Below are 17,404 nucleotides of genomic sequence, written 5' to 3' on the forward strand. Positions count from 1 at the left end.
CATCACTTTCAGGTTCAAAAAAACCCTAAGCCTCGGCAGCTTAGGGTTCTCCAAAAGAAGCAGGGGTGCTTTCGCACGTTCTGCTCCGTTTAGAACCCTTGTCAGCCTCACTGGACTTCTTTTAAAAGGTTTTCGGTATTCGATTCATTTGACTCATCATCTTCTGCCTTTTGATGCGGCAGAATCAGGTTTAGCAGGACGCCAGTAATGGCAGCGAGTGCCATTCCTGACAGCGTCAGATTGATTTGTTTCACCTCAATGAATGCCCCGCCAATTCCAATGACTAAGATGACTGATGCGATAATGAGATTGCGCTTTTCTTCAAAATTCACTTTATGATCAATCAGGATTCGCAGTCCGCTTGAGGCTATGATTCCAAAGAGCAGGAACGAAACGCCCCCCATAACCGCGGATGGTACTGTACTGATTAATGCTGAAATTTTCCCAACAAAGCCGAAGCAGATCGCAAACACCGCTGCTCCGCCGATAACGAAGATACTGAACACTCTTGTGATCGCAAGGACACCAATGTTCTCTCCATAAGTCGTTGTTGGAGGTCCGCCGATGAGTGAAGCGAAGATTGTCGCCGCACTGTCTCCTAAAATGGAGCGATGAAGACCTGGTTTTTTAATAAAATCTTGTCCAACAACTTTGCTTAACACGACTTGATGGCCGATGTGCTCAGACATGGTCACAAAGGCAACTGGCACCATCACTGTGAGTATGCTTAAGGTCACAGCAGGAGTATAGTCGACAAATGGTACAACAAAGTCTGGTACAGCAAACCATTTTGCAGCAATGACCGGCTGGAAGTTCACAATGCCTTGTGTTAAGGCAAAGAGGTAGCCGCTGATAATGCCGATTAAGACTGGAATCAAGCTAAGGAATCCTCTTAGGAAGATCATACTAATAATGGTGACAGCGAGTGTGAAGCCTGCAACCATTAAGTGCTTCAGGCTGTAAACAAGCTCCTTTGCATTCGGATCCACGTACATCGCCATGTTAACAGCTGTTCCAGCGAGTCCGAGTCCGATGACCATAATGACGGGTCCTACAACGACAGGCGGCAGAAGCTTCATTAGCCAGCCTGTGCCAAGCCATTTGATAAATAATGCGATGAGTGCATATGCCACACCAGCCATAAAGGCACCTACCATTGCGGCTCCAGGGCCGCCGGTGGCTTTTACATTCAAGATAGGGGCGATAAAGGCAAAGGACGATCCAAGATACGCCGGAATCTGCCCTCTTGTGATGATTAAGTACACAATGGTTCCAACCCCGCTTGAGATGAGCGCAACGGCTGGGCTCATATCAATGATCTTTGGTACAAGAATGGTTGCACCAAACATGGCAAACAAGTGCTGCAGGCTGAGTGACAGCCATGTGAACGGTTTTGGGATATCTCGAATGCCTAAATTGGCTTTTTGCTGACTCATGATTTTCCTCCTAGATGTGTCCTTTTTCATTAAAAAAGCCTCTTTGCGAGTATGCGCAAAGAGGCCTAGAAAAACCGTACACGTCACTTTAGTCGTGTGCTCGGTGTCTCTGTTATTGCCCTCTTTGCAAACTCTCTGGAATGCATTTAAAAAGGTTATTTTTCATATATAGCGACAAGGTCGTTTTGATCTACTTCATTGAGCTGAACCATGACTGTCTCTGCTTTTGATGTCGGGATGTTTTTCCCGATATAATCTGCCCGAATCGGCAGCTCCCGGTGTCCCCGGTCGACTAGAACAGCTAGCTGAATGGAAGATGGTCTTCCTACATCCACAAGCGCATCCATAGCCGCTCTGACGGTTCTACCTGTGAACAGCACATCATCAACGACAATGAGTGTTTTGTCATTAATGTCAGCTGGGATGTCTGCACCCTTGACAAGCGGGTCTTGGTTCTCTGTCTTTTTTGTCAGGTCATCACGGTATAGCGTAATATCAAGTTCACCCACAGTCACTGGGTTTCCTTCAATTTGCTCGATGCGCTCTGCAAGGCGCTTTGCAAGATGAATACCTCTTGTCTTGATCCCGGCTAGGATGACATCCTTCATCCCTTTGTTGCGCTCAATCATTTCATGTGCAATACGGGTAAGCGCTCGTCTTATCGCTTGTTCATCAAGAATGACTGCTTTTTGTTCCATCTTTTACACCTCTTTTTGACAAATAAAAAGCCCCTTCTGCAAAGGGCAGAGAGGGGCGCTCATTTGTGCATACTCGTGCACAAATTGATCCGTTATCCTTCTCAGCCTCTCTGGACTGTTTTAAAGAATCTCAATTTCTTCGTTTATTATTTCAAAAAAAGAACGGCCTGTCAATCGTTATTTCTTAATGAATCGATAAAGCCCCGCATATCAGCTGGAATTGGAGCTGTAAACTCCATATATTCTCCTGTTCTAGGATGATCAAATCCTAACACGCCTGCATGCAGCAGTTGTCCATTGAAATCAACCGTTTTTCTCGGGCCGTATTTTGGATCTCCGGCAAGAGGATAACCAATGTATTTCATATGAACACGAATTTGGTGGGTTCTTCCTGTTTCAAGGCGGCATTCTACAACGGTAAAGTCTTTAAAGCGCTCCATCACATCAAAATGAGTGACTGCCTGCTTTGCATTTTCTTTTGTGACCGTCATGCTTTGGCGATCTTTTTTGTCTCGACCAATTGGTGCATCAATCGTTCCAGTATCATGCTGAATGATACCATGAACAACGGCTGTGTATTTTCTAGTGACCGTTTTCGCCACCAGCTGATTGACGAGTGATTCATGCGCCATATCATTTTTTGCGACCATTAAAAGCCCTGACGTATCTTTATCAATCCGGTGGACAATTCCTGGTCTCATCACACCATTAATGCCTGACAAATCATTGCAATGAGCCATGAGGCCATTAACAAGAGTACCTGTCACATGTCCTGGTGCTGGATGAACGACCATTCCTCTTGGTTTATTGACCACTAGTACATCTTCATCCTCATAATAAATATCAAGATCCATTGATTCCGCTTCTACATCTAGTGCTTCTGGATCTGGAATCTCTACTTTGATTTGATCTCCAGCTTGTACTTTATAATTGGCCTTCACTTGTTTTCCATTTACTTCGATGAGCCCATCTTTCACCCACTGCTGGACTTGGGTTCTTGACCATTCTGGTTCAGTTGTGCTTAAAAATTTATCAAGCCGTTCACTCGTTTGTTCTTCTGAAACGGCAATGTTTACTTGATTCATGTAGTTGACTCCTTATTTTTCTTTCCATCTAACAGCATTTGAATAAAGAGCAGAATGACCCCCACACATAGAGAGGAATCTGCGATATTAAAGATTGGATAATGATAATCCCCAAATACGAAATGAGCAAAATCAACCACTTCTTGACGGAAAATACGGTCAATAAAGTTTCCAATCGCTCCGCCAAGCATTAAGGCAAGCGCTACGCCAAGTAGCTTGTCCTTTTGTCCATGTTTTTGCAAATAATAAACAATTCCTGCAATAACAACGAGTGTGATCACATAGAAAAACCACATTTGTCCTTGGAGAATCCCCCATGCGGCTCCTGAATTTCGGTGGGATGTGATGTAAAAGAAGCCATCAATCACAGAAATAGAATCACCGAGCATCATATGTTTGACAATGAGCCATTTTGTTAATTGATCTAAACAAATTATCACGAATGCGATTATGTAATAGAACACACACGTTCCTCCATCTTCATACTTTGGTCTTTATGCATTTTATCAAGAAAACAGGAAGGAGTAAAGAAACTTTAGTTGACAGACAAAAACCTCCCTACATGTGGAAGGCTTCAAAATGAGAATCGTTTGATTCGTGAGGATAAGGGGTGAATGCTTTTTTCTCGTATTGCTTATGATATAAAAAGTCGTCAGTCGTACGAGCTGTCGGAAGAATACTCATTTGTTCAATGGGCATTGTATGCCCTGTCGCCTCACATATGCCATAAGTTCCTTGTTCAATTTTTGCAATCGCGAGCGAAACATCTTGCAGTTCTTCTTTGATGTGATAAAGAAGCGTGGTCGTTTTTGCTTGATCAAAAGTGACATGTTCAGCGGGTGAACGCAATGATGCATATTCAAACAGTTTCGATTGCAGTTCTTCTCTCATTTGAAGGAGTTCCATGTAAATCGTCTCTAGATCGCCATTCATGTCGCTGTTTCAACTCCTGCCCTGTCGTGATAATCATATTGTTGCCCCGCCTGTTCACTTTAAAGCCATAAGATTTTTCCTTTCGTTCTAAACGCTGTCATTTTCTCTATATCAAAAACGCCCCGCTATATGCGGGGCGCTAGTTGGTGATATCGTGCTGTTAATTCTGGTAATATTTCTCCACAATTTCAGCATTTTTGAGTGACAATGTTGGGTATTTTGGATTTGCGCCAACATCTTTTGAAATAATGCGGGAACGTTCGCACAGTTCGCCTTCTGCTTTTTGAACAACAATACGTCCTGATGTGTATTCAGGCGCTGATGCGTCTGCATGCTTCTCATCTTCTACTGTTAACTCAGAAATGATAAACAGCTGCTTCACATCTTCTTTAATGGATGCAAGAAGGTTTTTCACTTCCTCTGTTGCATAAAGGGTCACACTCGCTTCAAGTGAACGTCCGATGACTTTCTCATTACGCGCAATTTCCAGCGCTTTTAGCACATCGTCACGTACTTCCATAAAGCGGTCAAACTTCACTTCCGTCGCTTCTGCTTGAGGAACAGCTACACCTTCTGGCATATCTGTTAACTGAACACTTGGCTCTTCAACAAAGCTTAAGTGGCTCCATAGTTCATCTGCTGTATGCGGAAGAATTGGTGCTGTTAGCTTCACTAACGCCATTAATGTTTCGTAGAAGACCGTCTGCATGCTGCGGCGGTCTAGATGATCCGCATGCTCAATGTATACCACATCTTTTGCAAAATCGAGATAGAAAGAGCTAAGCTCAATCGTACAGAAGTTGTGGATGGCATGATAGACAACCGCAAATTCGTAATCATCATAAGCTTTTTTCACTTTATCAATCAATTTGTTTAATTTGATTAAGATATATTGATCCACTTCGCGAAGCTCTTCGACCGGTACTGCATTGACTGCTGGATCAAAGTCAAACAGGTTACCATGCAAGAAGCGGAACGTGTTACGGATTTTACGATAAACTTCTGCGACTTGTTTTAAAATGTCGTCAGACACTGGATGATCGGCTTGATAGTTGACAGAAGATACCCAAAGTCTAAGAATCTCCGCACCAAGCTGCTTCGCCACTTTCGTCGGATCAATCGTATTGCCTAATGATTTACTCATCTTGCGCCCTTCTTTATCAAGCGTAAAGCCATGGCTGAGAACACCTTTATATGGCGCTTTTCCAGTGACAGCAACTGCTGTAGATAAAGATGAGTTAAACCAGCCGCGATATTGATCAGAACCTTCAAGGTAAAGGTCTGCCGGACGAACAAGGTCATCTCGTTCTTCTAATACCGCTTGGTGAGAAGAACCAGAATCAAACCATACATCCATGATATCTTGCTCTTTTGTAAATTCACCATTCGGGCTGCCTGGATGTGTAAAGCCTTCAGGCAATAATTCTTTTGCTTCTTTTTCAAACCAAATATTCGAGCCATGTTCTCTAAATAATTGAGAGACGTGCTGAATCGTTTCATCTGTGATGATTGGCTCACCATTTTCAGCATAGAAGACTGGGATTGGAACGCCCCATACACGCTGTCTTGAAATGCACCAGTCACCTCTGTCACGTACCATATTGAACAGGCGCGTTTCGCCCCAAGCTGGAACCCATTTCGTTTCTTTAATATTATCTAATAGCGCTTCTCTGAAATCTTTAATGGAAGCAAACCACTGAGCAGTTGCACGATAAATTGTTGGTTTTTTCGTTCTCCAGTCATGCGGATAGGAGTGCGTGATGAAGTCGAGCTTTTTCAATGCGCCTTTTGCTTCAAGCTGTTCTGTGATGGCTTTATTGGCATCCTCGTAGAATAGTCCTTCAAAACCAGGTGCTTCTTCTGTCATCACACCTTTTTCATCTACTGGACATAACACATCAAGACCGTACTTCATACTTACGATAAAGTCATCTTCCCCGTGACCTGGCGCTGTGTGAACACAGCCTGTTCCTGCATCTGTTGTGACGTGATCGCCAAGCATCACAAGAGAATCTCTATCGTAAATTGGATGTGCTGCAACGACCTTATCTAATTCTTTACCTTTTAAGGTTTTCACAACTTCGTACTCTTCAAAGCCAAGTGTTTTTGCCACTTGTTCAACTAGCTCAGATGCGATGACAAATCGCTCAGCACCCACTTGAAGCACGCTGTACTCTAGGTTTGGATGTACACAAATGCCAAGGTTTGCAGGAAGTGTCCAAGGTGTTGTTGTCCAGATGATGAACTGCTCGCCGTTTTCAAGTACGCCTTTGCCATCTTTCACTTTAAATGATACGTAAATCGATGGTGAACGTTTGTCCTTGTATTCAATTTCTGCTTCAGCAAGTGCTGATTCACTTGATGGAGACCAGTTAACAGGCTTAAGACCTTTGTAAATATAGCCTCTTTTCGCCATTTCACCAAAGACAAGAATTTGCTGCGCTTCGTATTCAGGCTTCAATGTCACATATGGATTGTCCCAGTCTGCTCTTACGCCCAAACGTTTAAACTGATTGCGCTGACCTTCGATTTGTTTCCAAGCATACTCCTCACATAGTTTACGGAATTCTGCTGTCGACATTTCTTTGCGTTTGACTTTTTTATTTTTCGTAAGGGCTGTTTCAATCGGTAAGCCATGTGTATCCCAGCCCGGTACGTACGGTGCATGGAATCCATTCATTGATTTAAAACGGACAATAAAATCTTTGAGGATTTTATTGAGTGCGTGCCCCATATGAATGTCACCATTCGCATATGGAGGTCCATCATGCAAAATAAAGGTCGGGCGTCCTTTTGTCCGCTCTAAAACCATTTGATAGATGTCTTTTTCTGCCCACTCCTCTTGGATTTCAGGCTCTTTGTTCGGCAAGTTCCCTCTCATCGGGAATTCTGTTTTTGGCATTAATAAGGTGTCTTTGTAGTTCATACCTATTCCTCCACATGCAAATTCGTATTAAAAAACAATAAAAAAAGCCCTCTCATCCCATAAGGGACGAGAAGGCTTGTCTCGCGGTACCACCCTTTTAGACAAGCGCTTTGAAATTGCCGCTTATCCACTCTAAAATCGTAACGTGATCTGACGCCTTTTCTTACTCATTCATTTCAGAAAAGGAACTAAAGGGGTGATCTCGTTGCAGCGTTTCGTAATGTCAGGCTTCCACCGTCCCTGATTCGCTTTATTACGCATGTAACCGCTGCGAGTGTCCCTTTCAAACGTTTATCTCTTGTTAATTTATGATGGTATTATATGCAACATGAGCACGTCATGTCAAGATGATGCGCTTATTCTTTTTCGTCAAAGACAGCGTCAACTTCATATTCCAGCAAATGATCCCAATCATCATTTTTCAGAAGATCAAGCTGAGCTTCGATGAGCATTTGAAAACGAGTTCTAAAGACTTTCGACTGTTTCTTGAGCTCTTCGATTTCCATAGCAATCTTTCTTGATTTTGATAACGCTTCGTTGATAATACGGTCTGCATTTTTCTCAGCTTCACGAATGATCAATTTCGCTTCTTTATCAGAATGACGCTTCACGTCTTCTGCTGCTTCTTGCGCCACAAGAATGGATTTGTTTAATGTTTCTTCAATTGTTGCAAAATGGCCTAGTCTTTCATCAAGCTCGTTGACTTTGTCTTCAAGCTCGTTCTTTTTGCGAAGTACGATCTCGTAATCTTTACGTACTTGGCTTAAAAACTCATTTACTTCATCTTCGTCATAGCCGCGAAAACTTTTTGTGAATGTTTTATTATGAATATCATTAGGTGTTAATGGCAATCTTGCCACCTCCAGATTCAAATTCGTTATGTCAGAAGCTCAAATGTTACTTTGAATTTATCTTTTTTTGTCTTCCCATCAATTGTTTTTAAGCTAAAGCGGCCAAATCCCCTGACAGAGAGCTGATCACCTTCACCAATTGTAAAGGAAGGGTCTTCAGTGACTTTCCAGTTGACTTTGACAAGACCATTTTTGACCAAAAGCTGTGCTTTTTGCCGAGACTGACGGCTGACAGCAGCACATACAGCGTCAAGCCGCAGTGAAGAAATCGTATCTTCTTTGATATCGGTTTTGCTGATGACTGGCTGAAGATCTGCCTTGCTAATTTCCTCTAATGAAACAGATGCTCTGCCGACATGCGTCAGCTGAGCCCGAACAAAATCGGCAACATCGCTTGTACAAATAAATTGCACGTTGTCCTCTGAAAACAACAAATCACCGAATTTTTGACGCTTCAGGCCTGTCCCAATGAGCGAACCGAGAAGGTTGGGGTGTTCTATCGAAATAAACTTTTTCGCATAGTTCACCTGAAAATAAGTCAGTTCAAATTCCTGTATGGTCGGTGCTAAATAGTCAGGATAGATCAAAGCCCTTTTCCGCTCCGCTTCCTCATAACCGCCAAAAAACATGAGACCGAGTTCATCAGAATGCTGAATCACGGACTGGGTAATGAACTGCTCACGCGGATCAAGAAAATCTGTTAATTTCATTCGATATTGATCGAGTGCGATGTTTTTCCAGCCTAATACTTGGTCGACAAATGGCTGTTCGTCTTTTCTGAAATGTTGATAAATATCGCTCATTTTGTTCCCCTTTTATGTAAAAGAGCCTGGCAGATGCCAAGCCCGGCAGCCTGTTTACATGAATCGTACAATCATATTATAAAGACCATGTAGTCCATACGATGATGCGAAACGAATCACAAGCAATGCCACAATCGGCGAGATGTCAATCATGCCAATTGGCGGAATAATTTTACGGAATGGTTCTAAATACGGTTCGCAAATGTTTGTCAAGAAGCGGCCAATCGATGTTTCTCTTGCAGATGGCACCCATGACATAAAGATGTAAATAATGATCGCGAATGAGTAAATCGTTAAGACCGTACCCAAAATATTAAAAATGAAATTTAGAATAACTATGATTTACCACCTCTGAGGTTCTTCCTCTGTCAATAGCTCTGATATTGTGCCAGATACATCCACATTATCAGGAGTGCAGAGGAATATATTCGAGCCAATACGCTGAATGTCTCCACCGATTGCATAAACCGTTCCGCTTAAGAAGTCGATGATTCGCTTTGCTTGATCGTGCTGAATGCGCTGCAAATTGACGACGACTGCACGCCGATTTTTAATATGATCTGCAATCTCTTGAGCCTCTGCATAAACACGTGGCTCACTTAACACCACTTTAGAGGATTTTTGCACGCTTTGCAAGCTGACGACATTTTGTTTTCCTGCCTGAGGACGCTCTTGAAATGCCGCTTTATCTTTTGTGTTTTTTTCTTCTTGTGCTGGTTCTCTTTCTTCATCAATATATTCGTACTCATACTCTTCATCATCGAGTGTGAAGAAGCTTTTAAACTTATTTTTTATGCTCATGTCACGCACCTCCTGTTTCATTTCCAACAAGTGAAGAGCCAATCCGAACAAATGTCGCACCTTCTTCAATTGCGATTTCAAAATCGTTTGACATGCCCATCGATAAATGCTGACAAGGTGCATTTACTTGGTTCAGTTGTTTTACCTCTTGTTGAAGGCTTTTTAATGTTTTAAAACAGTTTCGTATCACAGTATGATCATCTGTAAATGGAGCCATCGTCATGAGTCCAGCAATTTCAATATGTTTGAAATCAGCGAGCTGTTTGACAAATGGAATCACGTCTTCGCTTTGTAAGCCGTGTTTTGACTCCTCAAGTGATGTGTTCACCTGTACAAAACAGCGAACCGTGTGATCCGCTCTTTTTTCAATTTCATTCGCAAGGGACATTCTGTCTAGCGAATGTAAGTAGTCAATGGTCTGAATGACAGATTTCACTTTTCGCGTCTGTAAACTGCCGATGAAGTGCCAGCTAATGTTTTCATCGGTTATAGCTGCCTGTTTTTCAAGTAACCCTTGGTCACGATTTTCACCAAAGTGCAAAATTCCGGCATCCTTTGCTTCTAATGCTCGTTCAATCGAGACATATTTTGTGACAGCGACAACCGATACATCGTCTGGATGTCTACCTGCTCTTTTACATGCTTCGTTGATTTGTTCATTTATTTGTCTGAGATTCTCTCGTACATTCAATTGCAGTTATGCCTCCTTAAACCCGACAAAAGACATCATACGTCCTGTTTTCCCTTGATCACGCCGATGTGAGAAGAAATGCTGCTCATTGCAACTTGTGCACATCGAACTGACATGTATGTTTTCTTCTTTTAATCCTGCATGAAGTAATACGTTTTTGTTTAGTGTTTTTAAGTCAATTTTGTATTGTCCTTGTGACATCTCGGAATACACATCCTCTGTTGAAAAAGGAAGCTGTTTCACTTGATCTATGACAACATCATCTACTATGTAGCAGCAGCTGCCAATGGATGGTCCAATGACGACTTGTATATGATCGGCATCAGCGCCTTCTTGGCGAACCCATGCATGAACCATGTTGGCGCCAATTTGTTTGACGGTTCCTTTCCAGCCGGCATGAGCCGTTCCAATCAGCCCAGATTGCGGCGCTAGAAAATAAAGCGGAACACAGTCAGCGAAACAAAGAGCGAGCATGATGTTTGGTTCAGAGGTGTATAAACCATCTGTTCTAGAGAGCGCCTCATCATACTGAAGACTTCCTCTTCCCTTTTGTTCCTTTGTGACTTTCATGATGCGATCCTCGTGTGTTTGGTCAGCAAACACCCAATTTGAGAGCGGCACAGCAGTAGCATCTGCAATGACTTGACGATTCATTTGGACACTAGAAGCATCATCTCCTACATGGAGTCCAGTGTTCATTGATTGATATGGAGAAAGACTAAAGCCGCCATTTTTTGTCGTAAAACCGGCCAATATCTCTTTTCCAGAACATGTCATGTTCGTCCAATCATGGATCAGCATTGCATAAGGTGATTTCTGCTGAAAGGGGTCATATTTGTCTATCAAAGCTGCCTCCCACCTTTCATTCATCTCTCTTTATATCGCTCCTATTTTACCACAAGACCTGCTAAGACAGTTAGTGGGATTCATTAAATATTACACTCAAATGTGCCCTTTCTACAGGTTTTTTTTCAAATTGATATGAAAACGTAATCTTTTTACCCGAAAAAGACATTGATTGCTGAGAATGGAGAGCTTGTTTTAAGGAAAATTTGATCTATTAGTTGAGGAATTTACACAAATTAAGAAGACAAACGGACAAGTATCACATCTTCGCCAATTTTTACTATATTTCGCCACGGGACAATCATTTCCTCTTCTTTTCCGAAAAATCCCATCATTTTACCTGTACCGCCAATGATAATCGCTTGTATTTTACCGCTCGTGACATTGATATCAATGTCTCCAATAGTACCTAATTTTTTTCCGCTGGACACATCGACGACATCTTTGATTTGGAATTCAGAAATACTGATCATCTGTCCTTCCCCGCCTTTCGTTTTCTACTATAATATGTATGATGGAAAAGCAGGGAAGCAGACCAATAGTTTCTCTTATCTACAATTTACTTAAGTGAGGACGGCCGTTTTGCCACATGACTTCGACTGGACATTCAAAAAAGGAAGAAAGCAAGTCACTTGTCATCATCTGCTTTGTCTCCCCTTTATGAAAAACAGTACCTTCTTTTAATAATAAAGTGTGCTGAAAAATCGGGAGAATCTCTTCTGCATGGTGGGTCGTATAGAGCAATGTGGGCGCATCTGGTTTTGATGCAATCAATGAGATCGTCTCCAGCACTTGTTCTCTTGCTAAAAAATCAAGACCCGTCACAGGTTCATCTAAGATTAGAAGCTTCGGATCATTCATTAAAGCTCTTGCGATGAGCACTTTTTGTTTCTCCCCTTGCGACAGGGTTTCATACGTGCGATTGGCATATTGAAATGAGCCAAATGTTTTTAATAAATCAATCGCCTTCTCTCTTATCTCATCTGTCGGTGTTTCATAAAGTCCGATGGAAGCAAATGCCCCGCTCAAAACAATTTCAAATGCATTGTCATCTCTGTGCAGCTTCTTTTCAAGACCAGCAGAGATGAGACCAATTTTCTTCCTTAGTTTTTCACCAAGCGCTTCCTTGCCAAACACATGGCCTAACACCGTCATCTCACCTGACGTTGGAAAATAATATGAGCAAAGCATATTTAATAAAGCCGTTTTCCCAGCACCATTTAAACCATAAAGCACCCAGTGTTCCTGGTTTTTCACCTGCCAGTCAATAGAACGAAGCAGCCATTTTCCATTTCGTTTTAAAGAAACATCCTTCAAGTCAAGCGACACATCTTTTCCTCCTGAATAAAAATTCTGAATATACAAATAATAACGTCTACAGCATATCGCAAATGTTTCAATCAGTAAACCTAACGCAAAAAAGCTGCTCCCTATAAGGAACAGCTTTTTCCATGGTTACGAAATTTCAATTCGTACGCCTTCTTTAATATCAGGAAACGTATGCGGGGATGCAAAGACAGCTCCCGGTAATACATCATCAAACGGCTCTTGGAAGTAGATCGAAATATGGCCGAGTTCCTTAAAGTTGTCATTTGCTTTATTGCCTAAAGCAGTAATGGTATACGTTTGGTCGCCCACTTGAATCGTTCCGCCTAATTTCAGCGGCTCTTCTTCTAAGTGTTCAAACTCATGAATGACAGACATATCTCTTAATTCCTGCGGCGCTGCTGGTCCAAATAAAACAATCAGCTTATCTTCTTTAAACTGCGGGACTAAGATCCCAATTTCTTTTACGACAGATTGTGTTACCATGTATCTCGATTCCTCCTTTAATACGTTTAATACATACCGAAGCTGGCAACGTATGCGATCACAACAGATAGAACGCCTGTAATGAGACGGCTATACAAAACAGCTGGTACCCCATATTGTACCGTTTCCGGCTTTGCTTCACCAAGTGATAGCCCAACCGGGATAAAGTCACACCCTACTTGACCGTTGATCGCAAACAGTGCTGGAAGAGCAAATTGAGGCGGAATGTTTCCTAGTGCAATTTGACTACCAATCAGTACACCGATGACTTGTGCGATGACTGCCCCAGGTCCTAAGACAGGCGATAGGAACGGTAAGGTACAGACAACAACGAGCAGTAAGAGCCCCCATAAAGATCCTGCCAAAGGTGAAAGGAAATGGGCAATCAGATCACCGATTTTTGTATAATTGATAATTCCAATTAACATACTGACAAAGGCCATGAATGGAATAATGTTTTTAAGGAGCATATCAACAGAATCACGACCAGCTTGATAGAATGTGCCGGTTACTTTTCCGATTCCTCTTGAGAATCTCATGAGGAAATTCCCTTTTTCTTGACGTTCGATATTTTCCTCTTTCAATTTTGAATAGGTTTCTTTGAAATTCTCTTTGTCAATTGGGCCGCTGCTTTCTTGACCTTCTACATTCCCTTCACTATCAGATGCTTCCGCAAAGGAAATATCTTTTTCTGTGACACCTGATACGAAGATATCCTCTGTAATGTGTTTTGCAAGCGGTCCAGAAGGAGAGGATGCCAGCACATCGACAGTAGGAATGCGTTTCATTGGATAAAGCCCAATTCGCGCTGTTCCTCCGCAGTCAATGACAACACACATCATTTCATCTTCTGGTATAGAATTTTTAAAGCCATCACATGCTTCTGTCCCTGTCATTTCTGCAATTTTACGTGCAACTGGGTGAATGCCTCCTCCTGTAATGGAAACGACCTTTCTTCTTTTACCGGTTGGTTCAAGCTCTAATCCTTTTCCCCATCCGCCAGCACCTTTTGCAACAAATACTTTGTGGTTTGTCATGTCTAACCCTCCCCTATTGTGAATTCGCTTTCATTTTTCCTGCTAAGTACTTTGTGATCCATTCCGTAATGATTCCGCGAAGTAAAATGACAACGATCCCGACTAAGAAGTAACGAACAGCCAGCTCTGACATAGAGTATCCAGCTTCTTTAATCCCGTTCGCAATTCCTAAGTAGACAAACAGTTCTCCTGCGTTGGCATACGGGAACAGTGATGTTACCGGATGAACAAATGAAACAGCTGAATCATAGAATGCTGGTTTTTGTTTTTCAGGTAAGAAGCGGCCAAACGTATAAGCCATTGGGTTTGTCAAAATAAGAACGGATAAGATCGGCATTAACGTATAGCGCAAAATGGTATATTTCGCTGCAAACTGAATCGCTCTATTCACTCGCTCTTCTCCAATAAACTTCATGACAGCATAAGTGAAAGTAAGTAACACAACAAGCGTTGGAACGATACCTGTAACAAGACCCATGAACTGCTTTCCGCCGGCTTCAAACATCCCGATAAAGTGCTCTCCAAACCATTGAATCCATTCCATGTTTCATCTCCCCTTTCTTAGTTCACATTTGTTATATTTTTTTTAGAAATTGAGACAAGCGCCTGCTCCGCTGCCATGGAGAGTGCTTGCATGACAGCTGGTCCCCTTTTGCGCTTTTTCAATGTTTGTTTCATCATGTGATGCTCATCAAGCACAGCCCCCACATGTTTTCCTTCATAGGAAGGCAGTTCCTTAAATTTAGACAAAATCGAGACGCCACCCAGCACATGACACTTTTGAATGATGTATGATTCATCGACAATGATGAGCGCAATGGCTCCAGGACCAAATTTGCGCCGCTCCATTCCTGAAAACAAGTGATAGCCTTGTTTCCCTTTATAGTCGTCAATCAGTGAATCCATGCTTTTGCGGTAGTACTTGATTTGAATAAACGATAAACCATACTGCACAATTAGAATGATACAAAGTACGATTGCTAATTTTTCCATAGCCTCACGTCCTTATGATTGAAATAAGTGATCTTGTAATGAACGCAGCTTCCAGACCGTTGTGTTTGCATCAAGTTCTACATCATCATGAGATAAGAATTGCCCCAATTTGATATCTTTTTTCGCTACCACTTTTCCGCTGATTAAGCCAATTGGGATGTGGCCGTTCGCTTTCATGTCTTGATGTGTTTCAAGTACACCTCTTACGGAGTATCCGCCAATACCATCAAGTGTTTCTCCTGCTTTAATATCTCTTTTCGCCACAGCGACAGTTTCTGATACTGGTACACCAATTGGATGGATTGAAGAATCATGTTGTAAGACTGCTTTTGCGATCGTCACTGGTGTTTCAAGACTTGCTAAGTGGAAAGGACGATACAGTGTGTAGTGAGGACCTTTTCCAACTTTTAAGTAACGAAGCTCTTCATCTACAGGCTCAAGATCACTCTTGACGATGACAAAGACACCTGGTGCCAGTCCGTTTACATATTCAACGACTCCGAAGTTATCCAGTACGCCGCCTTGCTGTTTTTGATTTAATTTATCTGCTACATTTTCTAAATTCGCTTCTACTCCATGCATGCCGACTTTATCAGGCAAAAGTCCTGTTGCATTACTTAATAGGTTCATTTCTGCCATCGTTTTTGTTCCGTCTTGGAATGCTGCCAGCATGTGGGCACTCATATGTTTACTATCTGCTTCAGCTTTACACGTATCTGGGTTTGCTTCTGGGAAGAATGGGTTGTTCTTACCTTTTCCAGCAACCAATACTTCAAGCCCCATTGTTTTTGCAAATTCATATAGTTCTAGCGTTGCTGCTGGTTCATCTCCAGCTGATCCAGAGTAAACAAGTCCTGCATTCGTGAATAATTTATGCATGACCAAACCGATCGTAATATCGACTTCTACATTTAAAAGAACGAGATGTTTTTTTGAATTAAGCGCTTCCAAAGAAATGTTTGCTCCGACCTCTGGAACACCTGTTGCATCCACAACGACTTCCACAGAATCTGATTGAATCACTTCTCTGTAATCATTTGTGACGACCATTTGATGTGGTTTCGCATGTTGCTTGTAAAAATTCGCTGCTTTCTCAGCTGCACTAAGATGAATATCACAAACACCTGCGACAATCATACCTGGAATTTTAGAAATTTGTGAAATGAGTCCAAAGCCCATTTGGCCAGCCCCGATAATCCCAACTTTGATTGGATCTCCGCTGCGTTCTCGTGCTAACAATTGTTGATAAATTGACATCTAAATCATCCTTTCAGGTTTTCTTGCTTCACAATAGATTGCTAGAAAAATAATCTGAAACTTTTAACAAATGTTATAAAAATTAACAAAAATCTGTTTCTTGTAACATTTGTTATTTTATTTATCATTTGTTATGAACTTAGTTTATATGATGTGTCAACTTTGTGTCAAGATAAAATCGATAAAATTTTCAATCTTTTTGAGTCTAAAGACTCAAAAAAACTACCTAATCGGCTTAGGTAGTTACTTTAATAGGGCATCTCCGGTTTGTTCATCTGTAATTAACACATGAATTAATCCACCTTCTAACGCCGCCCTGATCGCTTCAATTTTTTCTTCTCCTCCAGCGACACCAATCACAAGCGGGATCTCTTTCAGTTTTTGAGGACTGATCCCCATCACCCGGTCGTTCCACGGATGCGGATACACTTCACCTTTATGATCAATAAAGTTATAACAAATGTCACCCGCGACATCTTTCGCTTGCAGGATATCTTCCTCACCACTTGTCATATAGGATTTCACCATCGTTGAATGTTGCGGAACACCGCCTATTCCTACGACCGCGATATTTGATGATTCTCCTAATTTAATGACTTTTTTGATCGACGGCTGTCTAATGAGTACATCTTTCGCTTCTTTCGTATCAAGCATGACAGGCACATGTAAAAACTCACATTTTGATTTGAGTGCTTCTGAGCATCTTCCAATAATATAGTTGGCATGAATATCAACATCTTCATTTCCGACGCCTCCGACTAGCGGAACAAATGTCACAGACGGAAAATGCTGAACAGACGTAAGCGCTTTCGCCATTTCATGCAAGGTGGTCCCTGATGAAAAACCGATGACTTGTCCATCCTTCATGACTTTTAATAAAAAGCCCGCAGCCGCAGCTCCTATCCGACTTTTTGTTGTTTCTTGACTGAGAGATTCCACACACACGACTTCTCGCAGCCCGTATTTTCGCTCTATTTTTCTTTCTAACGAACCATATTGTTGATTTACTTCATCATGAATAATGATTTCCACGATTCCTGCTTCACGTGCTTTTGCCAAATATTTCGATATGAGCGAACGGCTAACCCCAACAGCTTCTGCAATTTTAGATTGAGTGGCGCCTTCTTCATAGTACATATGCGCAACCTTAATGAGCAGCCTTCTTTCATCATGGAATGTCATAATAACCCTTCTTTCCGCTTCTCTATTCCCTCACAAATGATATTTCAAATAAC

At 41.9% G+C, this 17,404-nt stretch carries 20 protein-coding genes and 1 other annotated feature; all 20 genes read right to left on the reverse strand.

All coding sequences use genetic code 11. From position 1 onward, the window contains the following. Positions 1–107 precede the first annotated feature (107 nt). The 20 genes from ACRRMM_RS06590 to ACRRMM_RS06685 all read right to left on the reverse strand — a co-directional run bounded on the left by ACRRMM_RS06590 (position 108) and on the right by ACRRMM_RS06685 (position 17,351). Positions 108–1,436: a solute carrier family 23 protein gene (locus ACRRMM_RS06590; protein ID WP_017359351.1), complete on the reverse strand. Its 1,329-nt coding sequence runs from the start codon at positions 1,434–1,436 to the stop codon at positions 108–110. Positions 1,437–1,591: 155 nt separating this feature from the next. Continuing rightward, complete coding sequence (gene pyrR / locus ACRRMM_RS06595; protein WP_007499718.1) at positions 1,592–2,134, reverse strand: bifunctional pyr operon transcriptional regulator/uracil phosphoribosyltransferase PyrR; 543 nt, start codon at positions 2,132–2,134, stop codon at positions 1,592–1,594. Positions 2,135–2,304: 170 nt separating this feature from the next. Next, complete coding sequence (locus ACRRMM_RS06600) at positions 2,305–3,219, reverse strand: RluA family pseudouridine synthase (RefSeq protein ID WP_007499719.1); 915 nt, start codon at positions 3,217–3,219, stop codon at positions 2,305–2,307. Continuing rightward, a complete protein-coding gene (gene lspA / locus ACRRMM_RS06605) occupies positions 3,216–3,683 on the reverse strand; it encodes a signal peptidase II (protein WP_144684325.1) in 468 nt (155 codons plus the stop codon). Before lspA ends, ACRRMM_RS06600 begins: the two co-directional genes overlap by 4 nt. Before the next feature lie 94 nt (positions 3,684–3,777). Then, positions 3,778–4,152, reverse strand: coding sequence for a TraR/DksA family transcriptional regulator (locus tag ACRRMM_RS06610; protein ID WP_046527252.1), 375 nt, complete (start codon positions 4,150–4,152; stop codon positions 3,778–3,780). A 160-nt stretch (positions 4,153–4,312) separates the two neighbouring features. Next, on the reverse strand, positions 4,313–7,078 hold the full coding sequence (ileS, locus tag ACRRMM_RS06615) for an isoleucine--tRNA ligase (protein WP_048001581.1): 2,766 nt from the start codon (positions 7,076–7,078) through the stop codon (positions 4,313–4,315). A 59-nt stretch (positions 7,079–7,137) separates the two neighbouring features. Then, positions 7,138–7,375, reverse strand: a binding site (T-box leader). Between the two features lie 59 nt (positions 7,376–7,434). After that, positions 7,435–7,929, reverse strand: a complete 495-nt coding sequence (locus tag ACRRMM_RS06620) for a DivIVA domain-containing protein (RefSeq protein WP_008344947.1) — start codon at positions 7,927–7,929, stop codon at positions 7,435–7,437. Positions 7,930–7,955: 26 nt separating this feature from the next. Continuing rightward, positions 7,956–8,732, reverse strand: a complete 777-nt coding sequence (locus ACRRMM_RS06625) for an RNA-binding protein (protein WP_076821750.1) — start codon at positions 8,730–8,732, stop codon at positions 7,956–7,958. Positions 8,733–8,786: 54 nt separating this feature from the next. After that, positions 8,787–9,065 carry a YggT family protein gene (locus ACRRMM_RS06630; protein ID WP_374998360.1) on the reverse strand — a complete coding sequence of 93 codons (279 nt, stop codon included), beginning with the start codon at positions 9,063–9,065 and terminating at the stop codon, positions 8,787–8,789. A 9-nt stretch (positions 9,066–9,074) separates the two neighbouring features. Next, positions 9,075–9,533, reverse strand: a complete 459-nt coding sequence (sepF, locus tag ACRRMM_RS06635; RefSeq protein ID WP_017359354.1) for a cell division protein SepF — start codon at positions 9,531–9,533, stop codon at positions 9,075–9,077. Between the two features lies 1 nt (position 9,534). After that, a complete protein-coding gene (locus ACRRMM_RS06640) occupies positions 9,535–10,224 on the reverse strand; it encodes a YggS family pyridoxal phosphate-dependent enzyme (RefSeq protein WP_026050091.1) in 690 nt (229 codons plus the stop codon). Positions 10,225–10,230: 6 nt separating this feature from the next. Then, the gene (gene pgeF / locus ACRRMM_RS06645) at positions 10,231–11,094 is read right to left on the reverse strand and encodes a peptidoglycan editing factor PgeF (RefSeq protein ID WP_136944394.1); all 864 of its coding nucleotides are present in this window, start codon (positions 11,092–11,094) and stop codon (positions 10,231–10,233) included. A 212-nt stretch (positions 11,095–11,306) separates the two neighbouring features. Beyond that, complete coding sequence (locus ACRRMM_RS06650) at positions 11,307–11,543, reverse strand: YlmC/YmxH family sporulation protein (protein ID WP_008344958.1); 237 nt, start codon at positions 11,541–11,543, stop codon at positions 11,307–11,309. Positions 11,544–11,622: 79 nt separating this feature from the next. Further along, positions 11,623–12,399 (reverse strand): ABC transporter ATP-binding protein, encoded by a 777-nt coding sequence (locus tag ACRRMM_RS06655; RefSeq protein WP_019743283.1) that lies wholly within the window; start codon positions 12,397–12,399, stop codon positions 11,623–11,625. A 126-nt stretch (positions 12,400–12,525) separates the two neighbouring features. After that, the gene (locus ACRRMM_RS06660; protein WP_007499733.1) at positions 12,526–12,882 is read right to left on the reverse strand and encodes a PTS glucitol/sorbitol transporter subunit IIA; all 357 of its coding nucleotides are present in this window, start codon (positions 12,880–12,882) and stop codon (positions 12,526–12,528) included. Between the two features lie 26 nt (positions 12,883–12,908). Next, the gene (srlE, locus tag ACRRMM_RS06665) at positions 12,909–13,919 is read right to left on the reverse strand and encodes a PTS glucitol/sorbitol transporter subunit IIB (protein WP_024720315.1); all 1,011 of its coding nucleotides are present in this window, start codon (positions 13,917–13,919) and stop codon (positions 12,909–12,911) included. 13 nt (positions 13,920–13,932) lie between these two features. Continuing rightward, a complete protein-coding gene (gene srlA / locus ACRRMM_RS06670; RefSeq protein WP_003210918.1) occupies positions 13,933–14,463 on the reverse strand; it encodes a PTS glucitol/sorbitol transporter subunit IIC in 531 nt (176 codons plus the stop codon). A gap of 17 nt (positions 14,464–14,480) precedes the next feature. Next, complete coding sequence (locus ACRRMM_RS06675; protein ID WP_008354650.1) at positions 14,481–14,912, reverse strand: transcriptional regulator GutM; 432 nt, start codon at positions 14,910–14,912, stop codon at positions 14,481–14,483. A gap of 12 nt (positions 14,913–14,924) precedes the next feature. Continuing rightward, the gene (locus tag ACRRMM_RS06680) at positions 14,925–16,169 is read right to left on the reverse strand and encodes an NAD(P)H-dependent oxidoreductase (RefSeq protein ID WP_025207299.1); all 1,245 of its coding nucleotides are present in this window, start codon (positions 16,167–16,169) and stop codon (positions 14,925–14,927) included. Between the two features lie 243 nt (positions 16,170–16,412). After that, positions 16,413–17,351, reverse strand: a complete 939-nt coding sequence (locus ACRRMM_RS06685) for a sugar-binding transcriptional regulator (RefSeq protein WP_052320394.1) — start codon at positions 17,349–17,351, stop codon at positions 16,413–16,415. Positions 17,352–17,404 lie beyond the last annotated feature (53 nt).

Origin of the sequence: Bacillus sp. XT-4, assembly GCF_050864245.1 — a bacterium.
Taxonomy (GTDB): Bacteria; Bacillota; Bacilli; order Bacillales; family Bacillaceae; genus Bacillus; species Bacillus altitudinis.

What these genes read in the sequence shown, in the direction of transcription:
- ACRRMM_RS06590 (WP_017359351.1), bottom strand. Translation starts at nt 1,436, where the DNA reads ATGAGTCAGCAAAAAGCCAATTTAGGCATTCGAGATATCCCAAAACCG.
- pyrR (WP_007499718.1), bottom strand. Translation starts at nt 2,134, where the DNA reads ATGGAACAAAAAGCAGTCATTCTTGATGAACAAGCGATAAGACGAGCG.
- ACRRMM_RS06600 (WP_007499719.1), bottom strand. Translation starts at nt 3,219, where the DNA reads ATGAATCAAGTAAACATTGCCGTTTCAGAAGAACAAACGAGTGAACGG.
- ACRRMM_RS06610 (WP_046527252.1), bottom strand. Translation starts at nt 4,152, where the DNA reads ATGAATGGCGATCTAGAGACGATTTACATGGAACTCCTTCAAATGAGA.
- ileS (WP_048001581.1), bottom strand. Translation starts at nt 7,078, where the DNA reads ATGAACTACAAAGACACCTTATTAATGCCAAAAACAGAATTCCCGATG.
- ACRRMM_RS06625 (WP_076821750.1), bottom strand. Translation starts at nt 8,732, where the DNA reads ATGAGCGATATTTATCAACATTTCAGAAAAGACGAACAGCCATTTGTC.
- sepF (WP_017359354.1), bottom strand. Translation starts at nt 9,533, where the DNA reads ATGAGCATAAAAAATAAGTTTAAAAGCTTCTTCACACTCGATGATGAA.
- pgeF (WP_136944394.1), bottom strand. Translation starts at nt 11,094, where the DNA reads ATGAATGAAAGGTGGGAGGCAGCTTTGATAGACAAATATGACCCCTTT.
- ACRRMM_RS06650 (WP_008344958.1), bottom strand. Translation starts at nt 11,543, where the DNA reads ATGATCAGTATTTCTGAATTCCAAATCAAAGATGTCGTCGATGTGTCC.
- ACRRMM_RS06660 (WP_007499733.1), bottom strand. Translation starts at nt 12,882, where the DNA reads ATGGTAACACAATCTGTCGTAAAAGAAATTGGGATCTTAGTCCCGCAG.
- srlE (WP_024720315.1), bottom strand. Translation starts at nt 13,919, where the DNA reads ATGACAAACCACAAAGTATTTGTTGCAAAAGGTGCTGGCGGATGGGGA.
- srlA (WP_003210918.1), bottom strand. Translation starts at nt 14,463, where the DNA reads ATGGAATGGATTCAATGGTTTGGAGAGCACTTTATCGGGATGTTTGAA.
- ACRRMM_RS06675 (WP_008354650.1), bottom strand. Translation starts at nt 14,912, where the DNA reads ATGGAAAAATTAGCAATCGTACTTTGTATCATTCTAATTGTGCAGTAT.
- ACRRMM_RS06680 (WP_025207299.1), bottom strand. Translation starts at nt 16,169, where the DNA reads ATGTCAATTTATCAACAATTGTTAGCACGAGAACGCAGCGGAGATCCA.
- ACRRMM_RS06685 (WP_052320394.1), bottom strand. Translation starts at nt 17,351, where the DNA reads ATGACATTCCATGATGAAAGAAGGCTGCTCATTAAGGTTGCGCATATG.